This window comes from Rhizobium sp. 16-488-2b, from assembly GCF_017741815.1.
Classification (GTDB): domain Bacteria; phylum Pseudomonadota; class Alphaproteobacteria; order Rhizobiales; family Rhizobiaceae; genus Rhizobium.
Window position 1 is genome coordinate 1 of sequence record NZ_JAGHMF010000038.1, and the last position, 22836, is coordinate 22836.

Below are 22836 nucleotides of genomic sequence, written 5' to 3' on the forward strand. Positions count from 1 at the left end.
GAGTGTCATCAACCGGCACAACGCCGAACCTGCCGGGAACGCCCGATGGACCGTTCCTATCAGAAGAGGCAATCGGCATAGTTCGCCGGTCGGTATAAAGTGCCAAGCTCAACGACATCGATCCGCAGGCGTGGCTTGCCGACGTTCTTGCCCGCATCGCAGACATGCCGATTACCAGGCTGGAGCAACTGCTTCCTTGGAATTGGACGTCGCCAGCGTCAGAAGCTCAAGCGGCGTGATCACCAACAAACAGGTGTCGCAGCTCTACCTCTTTGATCCGTTCCTGCAGTGAGCGCACCAAATCCCTTTGCTTGGGGATTGCAGGGCGGGTTTGCCGCATCGTGGGCAGACGGCGGCAATGGAGCCCGTCTTGTAGGTCATTGCGCACCTCTCATGGCGACAGAAAAACCGTTAATCTAGCTAATGCATACCGTATTTTGCCTATCTTCTCCATTCGTCGATGAGAAGTTTGGTCACAGAGAAATCAGTGACCACGAGGCGGCCTACGCCGGATGCTTACCCCGCAGCAAGGCGGAAAGCTGTTTCTCATTTGATGGATTGCCACCAGATGAGCGAACGGCGGGCGTGTAAAGCCATCGGCTTTTACCGGATGACGATCCGTTACGAAACCAGGCGCTTCGACAATCATGACCTTCGCAAGCGGATGAAAGCGCTGGCGCACGAACGCCGCCGCTTTGGATATCGCCGCCTTCATGTGCTGCTCAGGCGTGAGGGCCACATTGTGAACCACAAGAGGCTCTTCCGGCTCTATCAGGAAGAGAAGCTGACGGTGCGCAAGCGCGGCGGACGGAAACGAGCGACAGGCACACGCGCACCGATGCTGATCCCGATGGCAGCCAATGATCGTTGGTCGCTGGACTTCGTGTCGGATCAGCTCACCGGTGGCCGCAGGTTCCGCGTGCTTACGATCGTCGACGATTGCACCAGGGAATGCCTGGGCCTCGTCGCCGATACGTCACTTTCCGGCCTACGGGTTGCCCGTGAGCTGGAGCGGATCATCGAGGGGGGCGGAAAGCCGAAGATGATCGTCAGCGACAATGGCAGCGAGTTCACCAGCAACGCGATCCTGCAATGGACGGATCGGACCAAGGTGGAATGGCACTACATCGCGCCTGGCAAGCCGATCCAGAACGCCTTCATCGAAAGCTTCAATGGGAGGCTGCGAGACGAGTTCTTGAATGAAACGCTCTTCTCGTCGCTGAACCACGCTCGCTCAGCGCTCCCAAACTGGCGCAGCGATTACAATGATCATCGACCACACTCTGGACGCGGCTGGATGACACTTGCCGAGTTCGCTCAGACAATCAACCCGAGACGTGATGCGGTGCTGCGCAGCCGGAATGGCTCCGCATCGCAACCCGCCGCTACCGCCCCGAATACAGCACCCCAAAACCGCTGGAGCGAACTCAAAACTGGATAAAACTTGGGGGCAAGGTCACTCGACCGCAGCTTTCCATTCCCAGCTGCAAGGCCTGCGATCGAGCTCACGCCCCTCCCGTCGCACCGGGCAGCCGATCAACTGGCTGATGGAACTCGCGCTCAAGCTTTAGGACTGGCGCTGGGCAAGGACAAGAATCCCATCCTAAGGACGCCGTTTCGGACCGGCGGCTGGCGATAGGGCCAACGGAAGCCGGCGCCACATTCGAGCGACCGATGCACCCGTCGAACCGGCATCAAGCCGCTGTTGCCGCCGAAACAAGTTTCAGTAGGCCTTCGATGGGCAGATGGACAATACTATAACTTATTGATTGTATGGTAAATAATTCTCTAAACGAATGCTATTAGATATTTAAAGTTCGTTACTGCGCATGATCGATGATTAGGTTTTAAAATACGATAAGTATCTCTTATCGGAAGTAAGCCATCCGCAGCGAAAAAATTGCCATCTTTAGTCGTTTCCCCTATATTCGGCGCATGAGAAATGAGGACCACCATGTCTGAACCGCAGCTCTCCATTCGTAGCAGCAAGGCCCGCGATCTTGCGCACGCCCTTTCCCGCCGCACCGGGCAGCCGATCAACCGGCTCGTGGAGCTGGCGCTCGAGCGTTACGACCAGGCGCTGCGTGAGGACAAGACCCGCTATCCGATGGATGCCGTCTGGGACCTGGCAGCCGAGGATCGGCGCAACATCCCGCCTAGCACGACCTCGGCGCACGACGAATTCTACGACGAAAACGGTCTGCCAATATGATCGCCGTCGATACCTCGGTGATCATCGCGATAGCAGCTGATGAGCCGGAGGCCGAAGTCTTTAGACCGCTTCTCGGCCGAGAGCCGGTCATCATTGGCTGGCCGACCTTGCTGGAAGTGCGAATGGTCCTCACTGGCAAAGGTTTTGCCAGCGCAGCAAAGATGATCAAGCAGCTTGCCGAAACGCCGAATGTGACGACCGTCGTCTTCGACGAAAAACACTATCGTGCGGCCGAGGACGCCTTTGAGCGGTTCGGCCGCGGTCGTCATGTAGCCGCGCTCAATATGGGTGACTGCTTCTCCTACGCTGTCGCCACGCTCGCCAAGGCGCCGCTCCTGTTCAAGGGACACGATTTTGGGCGGACAGATCTTAAACTTCATCCCGCGTCTTCGATGATATGACGAGCCCGAGCCGCAATCCGATCGATCGCCGCGCTCACGCGCTCGATACCATTGCCGTCGTGCTACCGATCGATCGCCGCGACGAGCTCGCCGAGCTGCTGACCGACCAGGACGTCGAGACGTTGCGGCATCTGCTCAACGAGGGCATGGGCGAAAACACGCTGCGCGCCCTGACCTCGGATCTCGCTTATCTGCAGGCCTGGTCGCTGGCGGCCACCGGCAGTCCCCTCCCCTGGCCGGCGCCCGAGGCGCTGCTCCTGAAATTCGTTGCCCATCATCTCTGGGATCCGGTCAAGCGCGAGACGGACCCTGCGCACGGCATGCCCGATGACGTCGACCAGCAGCTCCGTAGCCAGAGTTTTCTACGCGCCGTCGGCCCGCATGCGCCCGATACGGTGCGCCGACGGCTCGCCAGCTGGTCGACCTTGACAAAATGGCGTGGGTTGACCGGCGCCTTCGCCTCCCCTGCCCTGAAATCAGCGATCCGGCTCGCGGTGCGCGCCACCCCGCGGCCAAGAAAGCGCAAGAGCGCCAAGTCGGTCACAGCAGATGTGCTGGCCCTGTTGCTTTCCACCTGCGATACCGACAGTCTCCGCGATCTCAGGGACCGCGCGATACTGATGGTCGCCTTCGCCTCCGGCGGGCGCCGCCGCAGCGAGGTCGCTGGACTGCGTTGCGATCAGCTGGCGGTCGAGCCGCCGATCGCCGCTGAGGACGGCCCTCCCCTCCCCTCGATGGCCATCCATCTCGGCCGCACCAAGACCTCGGGCGCCGATGACGATGAGGTCGTCTATCTGACCGGCCGGCCGGTCGAGGCATTGAATGCCTGGTTGAAGGCCGCCAGGATCGAAAGAGGATCGGTGTTTCGCAAGATCGATCGCTGGGGCAATGTGTCCACAAGGACCCTCGATCCGAAATCGGTCAACGATATCGTTAAGAGCCGCGCTGCGCTGGCGGGTCTTAATCCGGCCTACTATTCGGCGCACGGGTTACGATCCGGCTATCTCACGGAGGCTGCCAATCGCGGTATTCCCCTCCCCGAAGCCATGGAACAGTCTCGACATCGATCGGTGCAGCAGGCATCGAGCTACTACAATGATGCTACCCGACGCAGCGGACGAGCTGCTAGGATGCTTTGATTGAGTGACCTGAGCTGGCTGACTGAGAGCTGATCAGACCTGCCATAAAGCAGGATAATATATTGTTTTCATTCTATTAAATTTCAGAAAAAACGGCCGTCAAAGTTCGGATTAGAGCATTCATCGCTTAGTTACATTCGTCTCATTGGACAGCGCGACGCCCTTCAAAGCGCTGGGTTTTCAACAACGCCATCGGCATTGGATAGAGAGAATACTCAACGTGCTCTGACCGCCTCGTCAAGTTTCTCAGATACACACCAGACGAATTGATCATACCCTCTCTCTCCAAAACGCAAGCCATAGCCACCGCCGCGTTCTCCAGCCCCATCGTCCAGTACGTCTCCTTGTAACCAATGGGTTTCCCCCAAGCGACACCGTGCCCCAGACGCTATCGCGGATATCCTCGCCAGCGCCGTACAAGACTTATGGCGCCCGCCCAGCGTTTTGAAGCTAAGCTTGCGGGAATCAGCATCTCGATGCGCGATGTCATTTCGGAACGGAACCATCCGCGCCAGAAACAGTGTCATTTCCCGTCTCGCCCCCTATATTCGGCGAGTGAAAAATGAGGCACGCTATCTCTGAATCGCAGCTCTACATTCGCAGCAGCGAGGCCCATGATCTCAACCACTCCCAGTCCTGCCGCACCGAACAGCCGATCAGCCGGCTCGTGGAGCTGGCGCTCAAGCGTTACGATAAGGCGCTGCGTGAGTACAAGCCCCGCCAGCCGATGGACGTCGTTTGGCAATCTGGCAGCTGAAGATCGGCGCAACATCCCGGACGGCACGATCTTGGCGCACGACGAAGACGGCTTGCCAACATGATCGCTGTCGATACCTCGGTTGACATCTCCGTACCGACCGATGAGCTAGAGGACGAAGTCTTCAGGCCGGGTATCGGTCGAGAGAAGGTCATCAACTTGCCGAAACGCCGAATGTGACGACCGTCGTTTCCGACGAGAATCACCATCGCCCGGCCGAGGAATCGATTGAGCGTTTCGGCCACGGTCGTTATCCAGCCGCGCTAATATGGGCGACGGATTCTCCTACAATGTCGCCCCGATAAGTAAGGCAATGCTATTGTTCAGAGAATGATTCTGAGCGGACAGATCTTAAAGTTCATCCTCCGTCTTCTATGATACGATGAGCCCGGATCACGATCTGATCAATAAAGAGCCTGCGAGCTTGATACGATGGCTCCCGTGGGGCCAATCGAGCGGCAAGTGATAAACTTGCAGAGTTCCCGATCGATCAGGATGACAAGACCTTGCGGTATCTGGTCAACAGGGGCATGGGCGCGAATACGCTGCGGGCTCTGACCGCGGATATTCCTTATTTTCAGACTTGTTGCTAGCGGTGACCGGCGGTCCCCTCCCCCAACCGGCGCCGGAGGCGCTGCTTCTAAAGTTCGTTACCGCATCACTTGTGGGATGCGGTCAAGCGCGAGGCCGACCGTAATCACGGCATGCCCGCTACTGTCGGCCGACAGCCTCGCAGCCAAGGTTTTCTAGGTGAAGTAGGCTCGTATGCGCCCGACACGGACCGCCAATCGACCATTTGCCGAAATGGCGCGTGTTTTCGGGTGCCTTGCCCTCTTGCCCTATAATCAGCAATCCGGACGACTATTCGGGTCAGGGATTGGGATCGGGCTATCTTACAGAGGCGGCCAACCTCGGCCCGACGCGATCGAGCGGTCGCTCCGAAGTCCGCGCCTAGTATCGTTGCGCCCGGCTCGGATGCTGGCAGAAGTCGGTCCTAAGTTTCTTTACGTTCGACATCGACGGCGCGGATCGTATAGGCGCGCACGAGGAACTCAACCCCACCGACGGGTCATTCAATACGGCTGTCGGTGCGACAGCGGGGCCAGACCGACCGCCGTCCCCTTGAGTGCACGGAAGAGCTAAGATCGCCTAGCCTTAGCTAATTCCTCTATACCGTTGAAATCGCCTTCTCTCAAAAACGAGCAGCGCAAACGCGTAAATCTCCTGCCTTCAACAACGAAACCTGAAAATGCTTATTATTCAATCCATTAGCTGAGTTGTTCGCGAACAACTCAGCGTTCCAAGCTTTTCACAAGCAAAAACCCGCAATTCAGGCGCCAAGCGTCGATGAACTCTACCCGGCCTTGCGCTCGCCATGCCCGTTCGCCTTCAAAAGCGCCATGACCATCGGGCCGAGCGAAAACTCGCCGCGCTCCGAACGCCGGGTCAAATCACGCAGATACCCTCCAGACGAATTGATGAAGTTGGCACGCTCCAGCATGCAGGCAACAGCCGCCGCTGCATTCTCTGGGCCCATGATATCGCAGGCATCCTGATAGGCGGATGGGCTGATCCCAAGCATCGACCGGACCACGACGGCGGCCGACATTAGGTCGCGCCAGCTTGTGACCGCGCCACCCGGCCCATAATCGGTGATCTGCGGGCACGCCTTCAGCACCATGCCTATCGGAAATGCCTTCAGCGGCTCCCGCATTGGCCGGCCGATTTCACTCGGCCTCACCCCCTGCTCTTTTTCAGAGCGAGGTTCAAGTTCATTAGGTTTATCGGTATTTGAATTCTGTATGTGGCGCTCGCCATGAGCATCATTGGTGCTATTATTTCTGAATTCCTGCTGAATTTCCAATTGGTTGAGGATTTCGTCCTTCAAGAGCTGCATCTCATCGAGAATGTTGCTGATGTCGTCAATGCTCGGAATGCGCGGTAGCCGCGAGATCAGGGCGATATAGGTGCCCTCGACCTTGAGCCAATCACCTGCCGCACCCTCTTCCATGGCGGCGGAGATCAACTTGCGCACGTCTCGCCGGCAGATCGTCAGGCTTTCCTTCGCCTTTCTAAAGGCCGCGCGCTCGGCAGCCACCTGCTGCGCCATAGCAGCGAGTTCTTCAGCCCGGTCGAGCAAGGGAGAGAGATCAAAGCCGAATGCGCTTTCGACTTCGCCCGCGCCGTCCTTGCGGGCGTAGCGCTTGCCGTTGGCGCTGTCCCGGCGCACGATCAGTCCCGCATCGACAAGCAATGCCAGATGGCGCCGAAGCGTCGATCCCGCCATGCCGTTTGCTCTCAGCGAAAGCAGCATGTTCGATGGGTATACGACCAGCTGGCCATCCTGGCGCAGATCGTTTTCAGGATAGAAGCTGAGGAGAGCGTCGAGAACAGCCAGGCTGTTCGACTGCAATCCGAGCAGATCCATTGCCGCCGAAGCGTCGCGCTTGATCTTCCACTTGTCGGCCGTCTTCCCGGCCTTGATATCGGCTGCGGCCCGTTGCCGCCGCACGAGAGCAAGCGACATCGGCCGCCGCCCGAATGGCGTCGTCACACTTCCCGTAGGCATCTTCCTTCACCTTTCAGCAGGCAAAGAAAAAGCGCTCATCAAAACGATGCCAAAGACTCTTGACGATGATTCCCGGAAATGCGATTCTGTAATTGCTAGAGAACAGAATGGGCTTCCGAAACGGTCACGTTTTGGGGGCCTTTTCTTTTGCGGTTAAGCTTCCTTCTTTCGTTGTCCGGTCAGGTGCTCCTCGAAGAGCGCCGGTAGCTGCTCGAGTACGAAGGCCGCGAACTCAGGCGTCGCCTTCTTGTCGATCGTGATTTCCAATTTGGCCTTGCTGTCCTTGACCTGCGCAAGCCGTTCGCCGCGCAGCGACGACATGACGGCTGCGGCGCCGCGGACAACAGGCTTCGACTTGCGCGCAAGGACCGCCTTGAAACGATCGGGGGAGGGGAGGGCGCTTATGTCCCGCGACGTCGCGTAGTCCACGATCTCCCTTGGCGAGGCCGCTTGCTGAACGAGCGCACCAAGATCCTGCCAGCTCCGCAGGCCTATCCCGTGGGCCGGGCCGATCGCATCGATCAGTTCCGAGGGCAGCACGTCGATGATCGACAGCATCTTCGACAGATGCGCCTTGTCGATCGACATCGACGACATGATGACATCACGGCCGAAACGTTCCTTCAGCCGCGCAGCGAACCGGGCCTTCTCGATGAAGGAGAGATCCTGCCGTTCGTTGTTTTCCTGGCCTTGTGCGATGACCAACTGTTCGTCGGACAGATCGCGCACCACGGCCTTGACCGTGAGACCCAGTTCCGTCAGCGCGCGCAGGCGGCGATGGCCGAACGCGACCTGATAGCGGCCCCCGTTGTCGGGCAGGGGACGCACAAGGATTGGCACCTGCTGGCCCTGTTCGAGAATGGATGCCTTGAGCGCGTCGATATCGCCGGGCATACGATCCTGAACGAAAGATGGCTCGATCACTGAAACGTCGAGGTCGACGACGGCCTGTCCCTCGGCGAGAATCCGCTCGAGCTCATCGGCGCGTTGACTGCGCGAGCTGAGGTCGCCGAGCGACTTGGTGACCGTCGCCATTGCCTTCGGCTTGGCAAGCGGCCGGGCAGGCAGCGACGGACCGCTCTGGTTTGCCTCACTCAGATGCGCGAATATGCCTTTCCTGCTCATGATCTTCCCCAAACCTGCTTGATCAGGCCCTCGATCTCGGCGTTGACATTGTTCATGGACTCGAGCGCGCGATCATAGGTCGAACGGGTGAACTGCCCTCGCTCGATTTCGAACAGCGTCTGATTTGTCAGACCCGCGTCAGAGATCGCAGTGCTCTTGAGCATAGAATTGACCATGACATGCTCGTCGAACATGCTGCGCAGCAGCGCGACCATCTGGTTCTGCGGGCCGTCGGTCGGCTCGAATCGCGTGATAAGAAAGCGCATCCAGTTGTTGCGGTCGGCGGCGCCCACGCTGGCGATCTCGTCCAGGAGGTCGCTCGTCATCGCCAGGAACTGGTTCATCGACATCACGTCCAGCATCTGCGGGTGAACGGTGATCATCAGCGATGTAGCCGCCGTCAGTGCCGACATCGTCAAGAAGCCCAGCTGAGGAGGGCAGTCGATCACCACGACGTCGTAGTCCGACTCGACTTCGCTGAGCACGCTCTCGATGCGGGCGAAGAAGATCGGCTCGTCCGAGCGTCGCTGCAACAGCGCTTTCGGCGTGTCGTGCTCGAATTCCATCAGTTCGATATTGCCGGGGATTAGGTCGAGCCCGGGGATGTATGTCTTGCGGATGATTTCCTGGATCGGCCGCCGCTCGTCGTCGTAGCGGATCGCGCCGTAGATCGTTTCGTTCTCCCCGACGTCGAGCTCGGGCTGCGTCCCGAACAGCGCGGACAGGCTTGCCTGGGGGTCAAGATCGACCGCAAGCACGCGGTAGCCGCGCAATGCCAAATACTGCGCCAGATGCGCGGATGTCGTCGTCTTGCCGGACCCACCCTTGAAGTTCATCACCGCGATGATCTGCAACTGCTCATCTGGGCCGCGGTTCTGCACGTAGCGCCGCGGCGAGCGCGCGCCGCGCGTGCTCTCATCGAGCAGCCTGCGCAGCTTGGCGATATCCTCGACCGTATAGACGCGCCGGTTGCCAGGGCCGGTCGCCGGGTTGAAATCGTTGTCATCGCGCGCTGCGAGATCGGAAACGACCGTACGCAGATAGCCTTCCGCCAAGCCAAGCAGTTTCGCCACCTCGGCAGGCGTGAAGGTGCGGATGCTTTTCCTGGCGGTCGGCGGAAAAATTCTTGCCTGATGGGCCTGAAGTTGGGACGATAGCGTCTCGGAAAGGCGCCGGATCACAGCCCGCAATGGATCCGTGTTTGAAGATGGTGCCTGTTTGCTCTTCGCCATGTCTTGGTGCCTTTAGGATGACCTGCGGTATTTTGTGGCGTCACCCGATAATCTCCGCAGATCCACTAAGACGGGAAAGCTGTGAGTCGGCAAGAGATTTAAGGTAAACGAATTCTTAACAAACCTACTGGTTATACAGCGGAAATCCCGATCGCATCGCTTACAATCCCTGGGAATCAAGCAATTGCGGCGGTCCGGATGGTGACATTGCTAGCAGAGAAAAAAGAGTCGAAAACCGCCAGCCTTGCGCTTACTTCACGCGATTATCGCGCCTTCCCGGTACCGTGGAAGCGAATCGCGCATAGAGTGCCATGGGGACCGGAACGAAAAGTTGGCGCCGGCCTCCGCCCAGTCCCTAATAGGAAGCCAGCGCCAGTTCGGTGCCAATCGCCCGTGCTTCAGGACAAAGTGCTGGCACGTTGAGACAAATTGCGATCAAGCGATTCCTTGATGAACACGAACGATTCGAAGATCGAGAAAGCCGATTCATCGTCGAGAGCCGACGTCGGTTTTGCTGCCGATAGGTGAAGGCTGGAAGGGTTCCATGGCGAAGCAGTCACAGGCAGAACGCAACCGAAAGCAACGAGACCGGCAGCGGGAGGTGAGAGAACGGCATAAAGCCGAGCGTCGCCCGAGCCGCGACGACATCGCGCGGATCCTGCTACACTGGTACATCGTCGGCGTGCAGGGCCCGGAGCGCGAGGCCGAGCTGGAGGCGATGGGGGAACGGCTGGCGAGAGGCCTGGCGAAGCAGGGTTTCGACGAGGCGGCAAGCCGCGTGGTATTCGAGAACCTAGTGGAGAAGTACACACGGGAACACTGGGATTTCCAGCGCAAGCCACATCTTCTGTTTCCGGATGGCCCGCCGGATCAGGATCTTCCCGAATAGGCTGCTGCTGGCCTGATTGATATTCAGTGGTGCCAGCCCGGTGTAAACGTCGTGATCGCTGCAGGTGACTGCGTCCCCCCGTTACTTTGGCAAACGCCGTTTGCGATTGAATCGATTCCAAACTCGAAATTCGCTGATATCGCAGCGTTAACGGCGTGTTTACCATCGTGCCGCGGGCAGGTGCGCGGACACCGCCGATCGTGAGCCCTCCGTTAACGCCAATCGAGCCCGATTGCATTTTTTGGCTTGGAGATCCTTGAGATCCCTGGCGGGTCCTGCCAGGACTGGGGCGTTCCGGATGTCCGGAGCAAGCGGCCCTTGCCGGTGTTTGCACCACCGACAAGGGCCTGACCCTCAGCCTTCCAGTGAAAGGAATCAGGCTATGAACACGTCTACCGCGACCATCCCCGCCGGGGAAGTTCTCTCGTCCACGCCAGTAGCATCGGCTTCGGCAATCCGCGCAGTTTCTGTTTCGTCGGCACCGGCAGCGCCGCGCCGTCACCCGCATCTTGTTCGCTACGCCGACGTCGCCGGCGACTTCGATACGCTGATCGACAAGGCGATTGCCGCGATCACCGACGGCGAACCGGTGGCCGACGAGATCCTTGGACACTATGTGCAGGTCGCCTCGCTCGTCCGTGCTGTCTCGTTCCGCGAGGGCAAGCTGCTGGAACAGGCGATGCTGCGCTTGTCGCAAGCCAATTCCGATCTCGTCGTGCTGATGCAGTCGATCAAACTACCGCTCGTCAAAGCGGCGATCGAGGCGGTAGCCGGCAATGATTGGGGCTTGCTGGAGAGCATCCGTCTCGATTGCGATGCACCATCGAAGGGCACTTATACGCCCGATCTCATCATCATCAACAAGCGGCGCCACAGCGCCGTCATTCTCGATCTCAAACGTTCTCTGGCTTCATACGGCGATACGACGCGGATGGAGGAGTTGAAAATGAAAATGATGGCCAGTGCCATGATCCTCCCCGACTGGCTCTACCGTACCCAGAAACGCGTGATGGTCGATACCGTCGGCGTCGCCATTGTCGATGGCGCAAGCCGCCCGAGTGATCATGCCGCCGGCATCTGGGCGCTGAGCGAGGTGGATGACTTGCTCGAGGTGGATGGCGCAGCCGCATGCATGATGGAACTGCGTCGTCGCTTCGGGCAGCGTGTGCAGCAACTTCTGAAAGAGGCGACCTATCGCGCGCTCGGTATCGCCAAGCACGCCACGCTGACGCCGGGGTCTGGCCTGTCACGCTTTGCCTTGCGTGGTGTCCGCCGTTCGATGTCCGCGACTGGCGATAATGACCTCCACGACGACCACGCTGATGGGCTGGAAGCCGATGTCGACTCCGCGGAGGACGACATCGCGCCGGCAGCCCGCATCCGGATCGGCTTTGCCCGCCGCATGCTCGACGCGTAAAGCGCGTCAAACGGCCATCGATCGCAGGCGTTGCCGATAAGGCCCGGCGCCGGCGATCGAGCCAACGCCATTCACAGTTCCAGTTCCATTCAAGTCGGGCGCCGTGAGCGGCTCCGACAAGGAGACCGCATGCCCAAAGCCGACCGCATGTCCGAAGGCGGCAATATGCCCCTAACGCTGACGCCGACGCCGACGACAACCACATCTCCCGACCCCGCACTGATCATTGGCCTAAGCCTGTCCTTCGCGCGACAGGGCAGGGGAGGGAGCGCAACAGTCCCCGCTCCGCTTTTGCACGATCTCACTGGCCTGAGCCAGGCAGGCGACCCTACCGCCATACTCGTCAGCCAATGGATCGCAGGCCGAGCAACGCGAACGGGGGAGAGACGATGATGGATCGCCTTATGCTCCTCCTCCTTCGTCGCTTCCGTCACATGACCGCACGCAGCCAGTATCGGGTTTCCGGTGCAGAACGCCCGCCCGCGGATGCAGCCGCGATTGCCACCGTGCTGCTTCTTGCCCGTGCCATCGCGGCGAGCGGCTATACGCTACGCGAGATCGTCGACATTCTCCGACAGCCGGCCCCGATCATCACGCTGACGGCGTGGGCCGGCGGCTTCGAAGGTGCCGTCCTCAGATTGGTCGAGACCTCGGCCCTCGTTCCCTTCGGTCCCTATGAGGGGACGGAAGGCAACCTTCTGATGGACAATGGCCGGTGGGCCTACGGCGACGGCGACGTACGGCGTCGGTTCATCCACTTCTGCGGCAAAGACCTTTACCGAACCCATGGTCTTGGCTTGCGGCGCCAGATCAATCGCGCGCTGGGGCAGTCATGTCCGATTATTGCCATCGGCGAGGCGCAGGGATCGACGCCGGCGATCCTCGATCTGTCCGCGGATATCGCGCTGCATGCAGGTGACATCGACAGCGCGATCATCGGTGATCTCGTCGCCCTGTTCTATGACACAAAAGATCGGGATGGGCACAGCAAGGCGATTGCCGACATCGATGCAGCGCATCTGTCGCTGCATGATCTCGATCTCGCCTTCCGGCCGGGTCGCCCGGTCGAGCATGCGCTGTCAGTGCTCCGTCATCTTGCCGAAGCAAGCAGCGATGAGACCGGAGGCGAGGACCAGGTCGACACGACTGCGAAACAGGAGCGCCACATGATCTCGCAAAGCCCGTTTCGGGCAGATGCGAAAACCGCAAAGTCCGATACGCGCGCGCAGGGATCTGCAAAGTCGTCCGGCGCCGAGATCATCCTCCCGGTCATCGGCGCTCAGCAGACACAGGAGATCCTGCTTCTCGAGCATCTTTCCGGCTATGGCGAGGCTATGACCTGGGCGCTCGACCTGAAGCTCGATCTCGACGCCTATCACGCTCAGACCATCCGCTGGTCGGATCTCAGCACACGTTTGCTACTGAGCGGCCCACCCGGAACCGGCAAAACCACCTTTGCCAAGGCGCTCTGCAACAGTTTGCAGGTGCCGCTCGTGGCAACCTCCGTGTCGAGCTGGCTGGAAGGCTCTCATCTCAACGGAGTGCTGACGCGCATGAGCCGGACCTTCGAAGAGGCCGCAGCGCTGGCGCCGGCGATCGTCTTCATCGACGAGATCGACGGGATCGGCAAGCGCGTGGCGGCCAATCACGAGTATGCAGACTATTGGAACGCCGTCGTTAACCGGCTGCTGGAGCTGCTCGACGGCACGGTGAAGACCGAAGGCATCATCGTCATCGGAGCGACCAATCGTCCGCAGGAGATCGATACGGCCGTCACCCGTGCCGGAAGGCTGGAGAAACACATCATCATCCCTCAACCCGACATCGATGCGCTCACCGGCATCCTGCGCCATCATCTGAAGGACGACCTCGCCACGCTGGCGCAGGCCATTCCCGATCATAAGCCGGATCAAGGCCAAGATCTCGGCAAGGAGGACAGCCTGTGAAGAGACCCACCGAAGCCGTTTCCCTCTCAAACGGCGCCGCATTGTTGCGGCGTCTGGCAACACGCGCGCTGGGTCTGACCGGCGCCGATATCGAGCGCGCCGTGCGCGAGGCCCGATCGAAAGCACGCAGGCAGGGCAGGGGGCTGACCTATGACGACGTCGAGGCCGGCATCCGCGGACACAGGCCGCCGCTCAATCGCAACACGCGCTGGCGCTACGCCGTGCATGAGGCAGGCCATGCAGTCGTTCATCATGGCCTGCGTCTCGGCTCCATCCGCGGTCTGACCATCGATAGCCAGGCGGGCGGCTTCAACATGGTCGGTTACAACAATCGGCGCGGCGACGTGCTCGAACATTACGACTGCCTGCTGGCGATGCTGATGGCTGGGCGGGCGGCCGAGGTGCTGGTGCTGGGTGATGCCTCGGCCGGGTCGGGTGGCGCGGATGAGAGTGACCTGGCGCGTGCAACGCGCATTGCCCTCGACATGGAGACGACGCTGGGATTTGGAACGGACCCGCTGGTCTATCGCCATCATGCGGATGCGACATCGGCGTTATCAGGCGACGCCGCGCTTCGGCAGGCGATCCAGCGGAGGCTGCAGGTGGCGTTCGGCTTTGCCACCGAGACACTGATGCAAAATCGGGCGGCCCTCGACAGGCTCTCCCGCGCGCTGTTTGCGCTGCAGGCGATGGATGGGAAGGCGGTAACGGCAATCCTGGAAGGCTCCGGGTGAGGGGAGGGATCATCGGGAGGCGATGCGGACAACAACAGCCACGATCGTGGGGCAGGCAACTTGAATCGGTGCGTCTCACATTGCCGGCAACTTGAGACAAGTTGCGGTGATCCGATTCAACGTTACCGGCGGACGATTCTGTTGTTCAGAATTTTGATTCAGAATGCCGACTGATCGATTCAGCGTTCGGCCCAAACTCCACAACGCGTTGCCGGTGACCCATCTCGTATTGCCGGCAATTCGAAACAAATTGCGCTCATTCGATTCCGATCTCCGGAATTCCGATTCAGATTGCAGCGAAGTCACATCGACGTCGAAGGATGCCGCCGAACAAAGGATAGAGGACTGCCAACGTCCATTCGGCTTGATCGATCTCGATCGCCGCGATCGACGCCTAAGGCCGCAAGGCGATATCTATGGCCGCTGGTATGCTCCTCGAAGCCCAAGGTTGGAAGCCACCAGCGCTGGCCCAATACGTCTGCGCCTGCTAGCCACCGGTTTCCCAGTCTGCCACTCTCTCGTTGGTGCCGTCTTCTCGGCTACCCGTCGGCCCCTCTGACTGCCTCGGCCTGTTTTTTTGCAAACGCGCTTTGTCGATTTTGATAGCTTTCCCCCCGTGACTTCGTCAAACGACGTTTGCAGAGGAATCGCCCGCCTGGCCTTATCAGGCCGATCAAAGGCCATCGCCGACCGGTCGATAGCCGCGACGGCGTTTGGCGCCGAGCAACAAGAGGAACTGGCGGACTGCGGCGTCCTCGCCTGCATGAAGATCGATGCGACGCTGGCCGGACTTTCCAATCCTCCCCCAGCGCCGCACCAGTGCTGCGCCGCCGAACAGATCGGGCTCGATCGACAACGAATAGAAACGCGCCATGTTGCGCTTGAAATCTCTGCGTTCGATGTGAATGCGATAGGGCTGGATCATGCAAAGAGTCTGCCCCTCAACCTGCCGGAGGTCCAACGACAGTTATGAATCGGTGGGCACGAACCGATTCATCCGATTGATAAGTCCGGGATCGATCCAGCATCGGTCGCAGTGGATCATGCTTTGTTATCCCTTTGGCCGTAGCGTTCGCCCGTTTTGTAAAGGAGGCATGCTTTGGGTTTGCGCAGCACATTCATTTTTGAGATTTTTCCCTATCCGGGACGGGACGAGCCGGAGATGATCACACTTCATCTCTACAAGCACGAAGACAGCGATCCGGCATCCATGCAGCGCGATATCGGCCACCATTGGCGGGCTGCCCGCCAGCAGCTTGCCGGCGACATGAACAGCTATAACCATCATCCGCAAATCTCGCTGTGCCAGGCGATTGCGGGTCTGATGATGGCGGATGCAGCCGGCGAGTTCCGGCTCACTGACGCCGTCTCCGGTGACAGTGAGTACGTCTATCGCTTCCAGCAGCCGTCAATCAACGGCGACGAGACGCAGTTGACGATCACCGATACCGCCAGCAGGAAGATCGTGTTCGAGGGGACGTATCGGCAGTTTGCGAATTTCCCATTCCTCTAATTGCCATCAATCGCACTAAGGCGTGGAGTTGGCCCAGCCGGATCAACTCCATGCCACTGCCGATGCGATGTCGTCTCCGGCCGTCTCGAAGAGCCACCCGGCTCCGATCGCAGCGCGTTCGGCGGCATGGTCCATGGCTGAGCGGGCGCGTGACAATCGGCCGCCAGCTTGAACTGCGCGTGCAGACGCAACCATGATCGAATACTATGACCTTTGCGCAAAGCTCATTGGAAGCGGCTGCCATCGTGGTGCGGGCGGCATTCGTTGCGCCCGATTAGACCTGCATAAAAGAATATCTAGAAACGTATTAAATAAAAATAATTCATCTTTATCGTATAAATATGTATTTTATGGTTAATATATATCTATTATTTTATTTATTATTCATACTATGCGCTAATATTAAATATATATCGACGACTTTACTTTTCTAAGTATATAATTGAATTTGCTTCAATAATCTTCCGATGCGATAATACATTCATTCGACGGGCTGTCCATCGAATACATTGCACAGGAGACCACCGTGAAGACATTGCTCGATACCCTCGCTACTTCCTCTTCCCTCTACGACACGCTCGCGATCGATCCCGCGATGCGCGATGAACTCGAGACGAGGGCTTCTCTCATCTTCGATCTTGGTCGCCGCACGACAGAACAGACTTTCGAGCTCGGTGACCACCTGGCGGCCGCGGCAGAAATGCTCACCGACGGCAATTTTGACGGCTGGGTGAAGAAGCGCTGCGGTCTCGCAGTCCGCAGCGCTCGCAACTATGTTGCGGTGTATCGCAACCTCACACCGTACCGGGACGACCTCGTCGACCTCTCGGTGGGATCGACGGCGCTGTTCCACCTGAGCTCCGCAACACCGGAACAGATCACCGAGGCGATTGCCTTTGCCACGGAACACGGGCGCCTCCAGGTATCGGATGTGAAATCCATCCTGGCCGGCGGGGATCAGGGTGCGGGGAAGGCGACCGCCGACGACCACTTCTCGGCTGGCGGGGTTACCGGGCTGAAGGCGCTGATTGCGCTCAAGGTCCGCGACGGGCTGAAGGCCTTCATCGCGCACATCGAAACGATTTGCCAGATGGTCGGCACTGCATTGGCAAGAAAGCGAGTGATCAAGGAAGCGCTTGCCAAGGAGATCGTCGATCTCGCTCGCATCGCCCGGCAGGAACTTGAGAGCCTTGCTCTGTTCGTCGAACCAGAAATCGTGACAGGACCCACATCCCGCGCGACGACGTTCCCGAAAACAAGCGAGTGGGCGCGGGTGAGCGACACGCTGCTGACGCTCGGCTCCATCGAAGCTTGGCCGAAGTCCGGCGAGATGCGTGGCTGGCTGGAAAACCAGGTTCTGCCGATCCTCGTTTGGGCGATCTCGAAGGAACGTAAGCCGGCAGCCCCGGCAGGCAACGTGACGGACCCGGCTTCGATTGACGTGATCGCCCACGATGGCGCCGCGGCCCGCGCGCAGCTTGCCGCCGTCCCGCCGCTTGCGCCCGAGGAGCTGGCGGAACGCTCACTCAACATGTCACCGGCGCCCGCCCCGATGGCGTGAGGCGACAAGCCAGTCGAAGCCCGGACTGATCCGCGCTTCACGCGAAAGCTCGAAGGGCCGCACTGCGGCCCTTTTTGCCGTCCGCTCGCTTCACCGGCCACTTCGGCATCACCGAACCGGGCCATCACTGGCGCATGATCCAAGAATGGGGGGTTGACCGGCACGCCAATGGACTTTGTGCGTCCCAGGGTATGACCGCCGTTGCAGATCGGTTGGTTCACCTGCGGTCGGCATTCCGTTCCTCGAAAGCTCTCCGCGGCGTTGGCGACGGAAGCTTGCCGCCATCGCAAACGGCAATAATTGCCGCGAAAGGACCCCGCGTCTGAGTCGATAAGTCAATCGCAGCCATATCGGTCTGTTTGATATCGCAATGCACACAATGCATGCCGGACGAGCCAAGGTGCGGATCGCATGGCTTGCCATGCACCATGATCCAATTTTGGGTTCGATCGATCCATAATTTGGATCGGCACTCCATGTTCCATAGGAAGTGCGCGGTGAGAGGGCACAGTAACAGAAGTACGATTGGCACCCTGAGACCCGATCCCCGTGTTGAGGCCTGGTGAAGATCTGCCGATGGCAGTGAAGCTTTTCACCGAAGCCGCGTCTTCGCCTGATGAGACGAGCTGTCAGCCATGGCGCTCGAACCGGCCGAAACCACCCCTTGCAAAACAAAGCGGTTCACCGTCCCTCAGCCCGACCCGCAACACCCGGCCGATGACCAGCGAGTGATCGCCAGCATCATAGACGGATTGCTGCTCGCATTCGAACCGGGCAAGCGTGCCGGGGATGATGGGAGCACCCTCGATATTGTGCTCCCAACCGAGATCGGCGAAGCCTTGGCCGCCCCGAGTAAAACGGCTGCTAAGCGCGGTCTGCTCTGCACTCAGCACGTGAATGGTAAAATGTCCGGCAGACGTGAAGAGTGCATGCCGTGACGAACTCTTGGCTGGCGACCAGAGTACCAGTGGTGGGTCGAGTGAGACGGATGCGAAGCTGTTTACCGTCATGCCGATTGGACCGGCATCAGTGTTCGCGGTCACAACGGTCACACCCGTTGGGAAAGCCCCGAGCGCGTTGCGGTAGCTGCGCGTGGTCTCGGCATCAGGTATGAACACATGCTCTTCGAAGGATCTTGCAGTTTCGACGATTGTCATCACGGCACCTCATGTCCAATGGCAAGTGAATAGAGCTCGAACCAGGTCTGGCGATCGATTAACACTTTATTTGCGTCAGAGATTGCTGCGATCCGCTGCAGGTTGTTGGTCCCCAGCACCGGTAGGATTGCGGCCGGGTGCGCCAGCAGCCACGCGACGGCAACCGCAGCGACATCGACACCCTGTTCGGCCGCGATCCTGGCAAGTCCGGCGGCGAGCGCTCCACCCCTGGTCAACAGAGAACCGCCACCCAGCGGCGACCAGGCCATGACCGGCCGCTTGCGCTCCTGCAGGAAGGCGAGATCGCCGTTGGTAAAGGCGTCCGCGGCAGAAAGGCTGAGCTCGATCTGGTTGGTCGACAGTGGCGTGCTCATGGCCGATTGCAGCAGTGCGAAATCCCAAGGGCGGAAATTGGAGACGCCGACTGCTCTCACCTTGCCCGATTTCACGAGTGCATCAAGCGTCGCGCCGGTTTCCTCCGCGTCCATGAATGGGTCCGGGCGATGGATAAGGAGGAGATCGATCCGGTCTGTCGCCAGGTCGCGAAGGGACGTCTCGACCGAGGCGTTGATATGGCCGGCGCTCGTATCATAGTGCTTGACGCGTGCGGCCGCATGACGGCCAGCGGGCGCCACGATGCCGCATTTTGTAACGATCTCCAGCTTGTCCCGTAGACCCGGTGACGCCCGAAACGCGCCACCAAGAATGGCCTCGGCGGTGTAGCCGCCGTAGATGTCTGCCTGATCGATAGCGGTTATGCCCTGGGCGAGGCACGCCTCGATCTTTGCCTGCACATGCGCCGGCGACGTGTCGGCGTCATCGCCAATGCGCCACATTCCATAGACGAGCCTGCTCAGCGATACTTCGGCGTTCAGTTCAATGCGTTTCATCAGTGGCGCTTTCCATTTCCAAGTGGAGTGGCTGGGGTCTCGGCGGGAACCCGGCCACGTGCTTCCGGTAGCGAGCAGGTCTTCATCTGTGGCAGCACTTTCGTGCCGAAATGTTCGGCCTCGTCGAGATGCGGATAGCCGGAGAAGATGAAGGCGCGGATGCCCATCTTCTGGTAGTTTTCGAGCGCGGTAAGGACTTGATCGGTGGAGCCGACCAAAGCGGCGCCGCAGCCCGAACGCGCGCGGCCGACGCCGGTCCAGATGTTGGGTTCGACATAGCCGAACTTGTCGGCAAGCTCGCGGGCCCGCGCCTGGTGGGAAACCCCGAGCGAAATGCTGTCATGCGCGCGGTTGCGGATTAGCTGGCCATACTCGTCATCCAGCTTTGACACCAGATGCTCGGCGTACTCGCGGGCTTCGACCTCCGTATCTCGCACAATCATATGAATGCGGAGGCCATAGTCGAGCGTGCGGCCATGGGCCTCGGCCCGGGCATGGACGGCGCGCATGCGCTCGGCAAGCTGCTCCTTGACCTCGGGCCACATCAGATAGACGTCGCACTGGGCGCCGCACAGTTCCAGCGCGTCAGGCGAATAGCCGCCGAAATAAAGCAGCGGACCGCCGTTCTGTTGATATGGCCTCGCCGGTTCAGTGGAGACGCCCTTGAACTGGTAGATCTCCCCGTCGTGGTCGATCGTGTCGCGCGTCCACGCCTGGCGCAGGATCTCAACCACCTCGTGGCTGCGGCGATAGCGGTAGGCGCTGTCCGCAACCTCGCCAGGGAAGTCGGAGCTTATGACGTTCAGCGTCAGGCGGCCCTTCAGCATATGGTCGAGCGTGGCCACAGTTCTGGCCAGCATGATCGGTTGCATCTCTCCGCAGCGGATCGCCGCAAGGAAATTGATCTTCTCGGTGATCGGCGCACAACCAGCAACGAAGCTAAGTGTGTCCTGACCAACCTGGTAGGACGAGGGGCACAGAATGTTGCGGAAGCCAAGTGCTTCCGTCTTCTGGACGATTGACGAGCAATGCGCCCAGCTCGAGCGCAGAGTGTCATCAGGAACGCCGAGATACGCGTAATCGTCGGAGCACAGCGCAGAAAACCATGATACTTCGGCGGCATCGAGATCGCCTGATGTTATCGGTACAACGGTCATAAAATTCCTCCTCACCTGCCGAATGACACTTGAATATCATCAGGTTTTTAGTAAATCAATGGTGTATCAATTTTTTGTCTCGCGCCCAAGGATGGCCTGCAAATGAAGAACGCCCGCGGTAGCCTGCCCATGTATCTCCAGATCGCCGAGCTTCTGGTTCGAGATATCGCGGCGGGACGGTTGATCGATGGCGAGAAGCTTGCCCCCGAGCGCGAGATGGCCGCCAACCTCGGCATCGCCGTTGGAACGCTACGCAAAACTCTGGCGGAATTGCAAAGCCGCGGCCTTCTCGAGCGCGTTCAGGGCTCGGGTAATTACATCAGGGCGATCAGCGATCCCAAGAGCGTCTACGCCATGTTCCGGCTTGAGCTGGTCGGCGGCGGCGGGCTTCCAACCGCGGAGGTACTGGATGTATGCCGACTGAAGAAGCCCGAGTATTTGCCAACCTTCGGCGCCTCGGGGGAGGGGCATCGCATCCGGCGTTTGCGCCGTCTGTCTGGCAAGGTGGTGGCCGTGGAAGAGATCTGGCTCGACGGCTCTTATGTGGAAACTGTCACTGCAGAGGAATTGTCGGAATCTCTCTATCTCTATTACAGGACCAGGCTCGGACTGTGGATAGCGCGCGCCGAGGATCAGATCGGGCTGAGCGCCGTTCCCGAGTGGGCGCCCGAGGCGTTTGGTCAAAAACCGGGTAGCTCGGCACCCCATGTCGTGCGTATGAGCCAGGCGCAGGACGGCGTGACGGCCGAGCTCTCGCATACGTGGTATGATCATGAGCTGGCACGTTACGTCAGCCGGCTTCGCTAAGGTCGGGCATCACCGTACTCTGCGAAGGGCTTGTGAGAAACTGACAGAACGCAATTACCGCACAACCCATTAGGTGCGTTAAAATTCAATAGCTTAGACTGTAAATTAATCGACATAAATAAAATTGATACACTATTGATTTCCTTATCGCTGTCGGTATGATCGCTGCCAAGAGGTGGCCTTGGTTTGATTTCGGTCAAGGTTTGAGGAGGAACGCATGGCGTCGGTAAGTCTGAAGAAGCTTGACAAAAGTTATGGCGCGCTGCGCATCGTCAAGGGCATCGATCTGGAGATCGCCGACGGCGAATTCGTCGTTTTCGTTGGTCCATCGGGCTGCGGAAAATCGACGACACTGCGTATGGTGGCCGGGCTCGAGACCATCTCCGGCGGAGAAATCCGTATCGGAGATCGGGTTGTCAACGCGCTGCCGCCGCGTGAACGCGACATTGCCATGGTCTTTCAGGATTACGCGCTCTATCCGCATAAGACCGTGCGTGAGAACATGGGCTTCAGCCTCAAGGTTCGGGGCACGAACATTGCCGATTCCAACCGACGCATCAACGATGCGGCCGAGATTTTAGGCATTTCGCATCTTCTGGATCGCCGTCCGGGGCAATTGTCGGGTGGTCAGCGTCAGCGCGTCGCTATGGGCCGCGCGATCGTGCGCCGTCCGCAGGTGTTTCTGTTCGACGAGCCGCTGTCGAACCTGGACGCCAAGCTTCGCGGACAGGTGCGCACCGAGATCAAGCGTCTGCATCAGCAGATCGGTACGACCATCATCTACGTCACGCACGATCAGGTCGAGGCGATGACGCTGGCTGACCGCATCGTCATTCTCCGTGGCGGCGACATCGAGCAGGTCGGCACGCCAGACGAGGTCTACAACCGGCCTAACAGCGTCTTCGTCGGTGGCTTCGTCGGTTCTCCGGCGATGAATTTTTCAAAAGCTGAGATCCAGGGCGACCGTCTCGTGTTCAGCGACGGCAACTCTCTGCCATGCGCCGCGGTCCACGCGGGTCAGGGAACGCTGGGCCAAGGCCGAGAGGTCATCGTCGGTATTCGGCCGGAGCATTTTACGCCGGTTGCAGCATCCGATGTCCAACTGGCCGTAAAGGTTCAGGTCGTCGAGCCGCTCGGATCCGACACGCTGGTCCATTTCCAATTGGGCGGCGACGTATTAACCGCACGCATGCCGCCTGATGTTCGCACCCATGCCGGCGAGGAAATCAGGATCGGCGTCGACCCTTCAAAGGTTCATCTGTTCGACGCCGCAACGCAGCGCGCGATCGCCTGAAGCTCTTTGCGCGGCGGAGGATTGAGGTCCGCGCTT

The 22836-nt window shown here is 59.5% G+C and carries 20 protein-coding genes and 3 pseudogenes; 15 read left to right on the forward strand and 8 right to left on the reverse strand.

Annotated features, from left to right (window positions below):
• Positions 1 to 98 precede the first annotated feature (98 nt).
• The 5 genes and pseudogenes from J5286_RS29170 to J5286_RS29190 form a co-directional block, all read left to right on the forward strand.
• Positions 99 to 239: pseudogene (locus J5286_RS29170) on the forward strand (transposase domain-containing protein); the annotation flags it as partial.
• 281 nt (positions 240 to 520) lie between these two features.
• Positions 521 to 1441, forward strand: a pseudogene (locus J5286_RS29175) (IS3 family transposase); the annotation flags it as partial.
• Between the two features lie 513 nt (positions 1442 to 1954).
• On the forward strand, positions 1955 to 2212 hold the full coding sequence (locus J5286_RS29180; protein ID WP_209193481.1) for a type II toxin-antitoxin system VapB family antitoxin: 258 nt from the start codon (positions 1955 to 1957) through the stop codon (positions 2210 to 2212).
• Entirely contained in the window at positions 2209 to 2613 is a 405-nt protein-coding gene (locus tag J5286_RS29185) for a type II toxin-antitoxin system VapC family toxin (protein ID WP_209193482.1), read from the forward strand. The genes J5286_RS29180 and J5286_RS29185 overlap by 4 nt, the downstream gene beginning before the upstream one ends.
• Positions 2610 to 3752, forward strand: a complete 1143-nt coding sequence (locus tag J5286_RS29190) for a tyrosine-type recombinase/integrase (protein WP_209193483.1) — start codon at positions 2610 to 2612, stop codon at positions 3750 to 3752. Before J5286_RS29185 ends, J5286_RS29190 begins: the two co-directional genes overlap by 4 nt.
• Positions 3753 to 3894: 142 nt before the next feature.
• Here J5286_RS29190 and repC (J5286_RS29195) read toward each other — a convergent pair whose 3' ends face one another.
• Complete coding sequence (gene repC / locus J5286_RS29195) at positions 3895 to 4137, reverse strand: replication initiation protein RepC (RefSeq protein ID WP_449090078.1); 243 nt, start codon at positions 4135 to 4137, stop codon at positions 3895 to 3897.
• A 177-nt stretch (positions 4138 to 4314) separates the two neighbouring features.
• Here repC (J5286_RS29195) and J5286_RS29200 point away from each other — a divergent pair, with 177 nt between their 5' ends.
• Both J5286_RS29200 and J5286_RS31425 read left to right on the forward strand, forming a co-directional pair.
• Complete coding sequence (locus tag J5286_RS29200) at positions 4315 to 4509, forward strand: hypothetical protein (RefSeq protein ID WP_245206653.1); 195 nt, start codon at positions 4315 to 4317, stop codon at positions 4507 to 4509.
• A gap of 432 nt (positions 4510 to 4941) precedes the next feature.
• Positions 4942 to 5344 (forward strand): annotated as a pseudogene (locus J5286_RS31425) (integrase); the annotation flags it as partial.
• 519 nt (positions 5345 to 5863) lie between these two features.
• Here J5286_RS31425 and repC (J5286_RS29205) read toward each other — a convergent pair.
• The 3 genes from repC (J5286_RS29205) to repA form a co-directional block, all read right to left on the reverse strand.
• Positions 5864 to 7078 carry a plasmid replication protein RepC gene (gene repC / locus J5286_RS29205; protein WP_209193485.1) on the reverse strand — a complete coding sequence of 405 codons (1215 nt, stop codon included), beginning with the start codon at positions 7076 to 7078 and terminating at the stop codon, positions 5864 to 5866.
• A 153-nt stretch (positions 7079 to 7231) separates the two neighbouring features.
• A complete protein-coding gene (repB, locus tag J5286_RS29210) occupies positions 7232 to 8203 on the reverse strand; it encodes a plasmid partitioning protein RepB (RefSeq protein WP_209193486.1) in 972 nt (323 codons plus the stop codon).
• Positions 8200 to 9435 (reverse strand): plasmid partitioning protein RepA, encoded by a 1236-nt coding sequence (gene repA, locus J5286_RS29215; protein ID WP_209193487.1) that lies wholly within the window; start codon positions 9433 to 9435, stop codon positions 8200 to 8202. Before repA ends, repB begins: the two co-directional genes overlap by 4 nt.
• A 544-nt stretch (positions 9436 to 9979) precedes the next feature.
• Here repA and J5286_RS29220 point away from each other — a divergent pair.
• From J5286_RS29220 to J5286_RS29235, 4 genes are all read left to right on the forward strand, one after another.
• On the forward strand, positions 9980 to 10324 hold the full coding sequence (locus J5286_RS29220; RefSeq protein ID WP_209193488.1) for a hypothetical protein: 345 nt from the start codon (positions 9980 to 9982) through the stop codon (positions 10322 to 10324).
• Between the two features lie 382 nt (positions 10325 to 10706).
• Positions 10707 to 11741: a hypothetical protein gene (locus tag J5286_RS29225; RefSeq protein ID WP_209193489.1), complete on the forward strand. Its 1035-nt coding sequence runs from the start codon at positions 10707 to 10709 to the stop codon at positions 11739 to 11741.
• A 389-nt stretch (positions 11742 to 12130) separates the two neighbouring features.
• Complete coding sequence (locus J5286_RS29230; RefSeq protein WP_209193490.1) at positions 12131 to 13687, forward strand: AAA family ATPase; 1557 nt, start codon at positions 12131 to 12133, stop codon at positions 13685 to 13687.
• The gene (locus tag J5286_RS29235; RefSeq protein ID WP_209193491.1) at positions 13684 to 14421 is read left to right on the forward strand and encodes an ATP-dependent metallopeptidase FtsH/Yme1/Tma family protein; all 738 of its coding nucleotides are present in this window, start codon (positions 13684 to 13686) and stop codon (positions 14419 to 14421) included. Before J5286_RS29230 ends, J5286_RS29235 begins: the two co-directional genes overlap by 4 nt.
• A gap of 673 nt (positions 14422 to 15094) precedes the next feature.
• Here the strand turns inward: J5286_RS29235 and J5286_RS29240 are convergent.
• The gene (locus J5286_RS29240) at positions 15095 to 15346 is read right to left on the reverse strand and encodes a WGR domain-containing protein (RefSeq protein ID WP_209193492.1); all 252 of its coding nucleotides are present in this window, start codon (positions 15344 to 15346) and stop codon (positions 15095 to 15097) included.
• Positions 15347 to 15583: 237 nt separating this feature from the next.
• Between J5286_RS29240 and J5286_RS29245 the strand changes: the two genes are divergently transcribed.
• Together J5286_RS29245 and J5286_RS29250 are read left to right on the forward strand one after the other, a co-directional pair.
• Positions 15584 to 15934 (forward strand): hypothetical protein, encoded by a 351-nt coding sequence (locus tag J5286_RS29245; RefSeq protein ID WP_209193493.1) that lies wholly within the window; start codon positions 15584 to 15586, stop codon positions 15932 to 15934.
• 526 nt (positions 15935 to 16460) lie between these two features.
• Entirely contained in the window at positions 16461 to 17495 is a 1035-nt protein-coding gene (locus J5286_RS29250; RefSeq protein WP_209193494.1) for a hypothetical protein, read from the forward strand.
• Positions 17496 to 18124: 629 nt separating this feature from the next.
• Here the strand turns inward: J5286_RS29250 and J5286_RS29255 are convergent.
• The 3 genes from J5286_RS29255 to J5286_RS29265 are packed head-to-tail and all read right to left on the reverse strand — an operon-like array spanning position 18125 to position 20699.
• On the reverse strand, positions 18125 to 18652 hold the full coding sequence (locus tag J5286_RS29255) for a flavin reductase family protein (protein ID WP_209193495.1): 528 nt from the start codon (positions 18650 to 18652) through the stop codon (positions 18125 to 18127).
• On the reverse strand, positions 18652 to 19542 hold the full coding sequence (locus J5286_RS29260) for an aldo/keto reductase (protein ID WP_209193496.1): 891 nt from the start codon (positions 19540 to 19542) through the stop codon (positions 18652 to 18654). The genes J5286_RS29255 and J5286_RS29260 overlap by 1 nt, the downstream gene beginning before the upstream one ends.
• The gene (locus tag J5286_RS29265; RefSeq protein ID WP_209193497.1) at positions 19542 to 20699 is read right to left on the reverse strand and encodes an LLM class flavin-dependent oxidoreductase; all 1158 of its coding nucleotides are present in this window, start codon (positions 20697 to 20699) and stop codon (positions 19542 to 19544) included. The genes J5286_RS29260 and J5286_RS29265 overlap by 1 nt, the downstream gene beginning before the upstream one ends.
• Before the next feature lie 102 nt (positions 20700 to 20801).
• On the opposite strand from J5286_RS29265, the gene J5286_RS29270 reads away from it, so the two are divergent.
• Both J5286_RS29270 and J5286_RS29275 read left to right on the forward strand, forming a co-directional pair.
• Positions 20802 to 21506, forward strand: a complete 705-nt coding sequence (locus tag J5286_RS29270; RefSeq protein ID WP_209193498.1) for a GntR family transcriptional regulator — start codon at positions 20802 to 20804, stop codon at positions 21504 to 21506.
• Positions 21507 to 21723: 217 nt separating this feature from the next.
• Entirely contained in the window at positions 21724 to 22800 is a 1077-nt protein-coding gene (locus tag J5286_RS29275; protein WP_209193499.1) for an ABC transporter ATP-binding protein, read from the forward strand.
• The last annotated feature ends 36 nt before the right edge of the window (positions 22801 to 22836 follow it).

Excerpts from the sequence above, each read along its gene's own strand:
- J5286_RS29200 (WP_245206653.1), top strand. The coding sequence starts at position 4,315 with ATGAGGCACGCTATCTCTGAATCGCAGCTCTACATTCGCAGCAGCGAG.
- repB (WP_209193486.1), bottom strand. The coding sequence starts at position 8,203 with ATGAGCAGGAAAGGCATATTCGCGCATCTGAGTGAGGCAAACCAGAGC.
- J5286_RS29185 (WP_209193482.1), top strand. The coding sequence starts at position 2,209 with ATGATCGCCGTCGATACCTCGGTGATCATCGCGATAGCAGCTGATGAG.
- J5286_RS29190 (WP_209193483.1), top strand. The coding sequence starts at position 2,610 with ATGACGAGCCCGAGCCGCAATCCGATCGATCGCCGCGCTCACGCGCTC.
- J5286_RS29180 (WP_209193481.1), top strand. The coding sequence starts at position 1,955 with ATGTCTGAACCGCAGCTCTCCATTCGTAGCAGCAAGGCCCGCGATCTT.
- J5286_RS29220 (WP_209193488.1), top strand. The coding sequence starts at position 9,980 with ATGGCGAAGCAGTCACAGGCAGAACGCAACCGAAAGCAACGAGACCGG.
- J5286_RS29270 (WP_209193498.1), top strand. The coding sequence starts at position 20,802 with ATGAAGAACGCCCGCGGTAGCCTGCCCATGTATCTCCAGATCGCCGAG.
- J5286_RS29275 (WP_209193499.1), top strand. The coding sequence starts at position 21,724 with ATGGCGTCGGTAAGTCTGAAGAAGCTTGACAAAAGTTATGGCGCGCTG.
- J5286_RS29225 (WP_209193489.1), top strand. The coding sequence starts at position 10,707 with ATGAACACGTCTACCGCGACCATCCCCGCCGGGGAAGTTCTCTCGTCC.
- J5286_RS29230 (WP_209193490.1), top strand. The coding sequence starts at position 12,131 with ATGATGGATCGCCTTATGCTCCTCCTCCTTCGTCGCTTCCGTCACATG.
- repC (WP_209193485.1), bottom strand. The coding sequence starts at position 7,078 with ATGCCTACGGGAAGTGTGACGACGCCATTCGGGCGGCGGCCGATGTCG.
- J5286_RS29240 (WP_209193492.1), bottom strand. The coding sequence starts at position 15,346 with ATGATCCAGCCCTATCGCATTCACATCGAACGCAGAGATTTCAAGCGC.
- J5286_RS29265 (WP_209193497.1), bottom strand. The coding sequence starts at position 20,699 with ATGACCGTTGTACCGATAACATCAGGCGATCTCGATGCCGCCGAAGTA.
- repA (WP_209193487.1), bottom strand. The coding sequence starts at position 9,435 with ATGGCGAAGAGCAAACAGGCACCATCTTCAAACACGGATCCATTGCGG.
- J5286_RS29255 (WP_209193495.1), bottom strand. The coding sequence starts at position 18,652 with ATGACAATCGTCGAAACTGCAAGATCCTTCGAAGAGCATGTGTTCATA.
- J5286_RS29260 (WP_209193496.1), bottom strand. The coding sequence starts at position 19,542 with ATGAAACGCATTGAACTGAACGCCGAAGTATCGCTGAGCAGGCTCGTC.
- J5286_RS29245 (WP_209193493.1), top strand. The coding sequence starts at position 15,584 with ATGATCACACTTCATCTCTACAAGCACGAAGACAGCGATCCGGCATCC.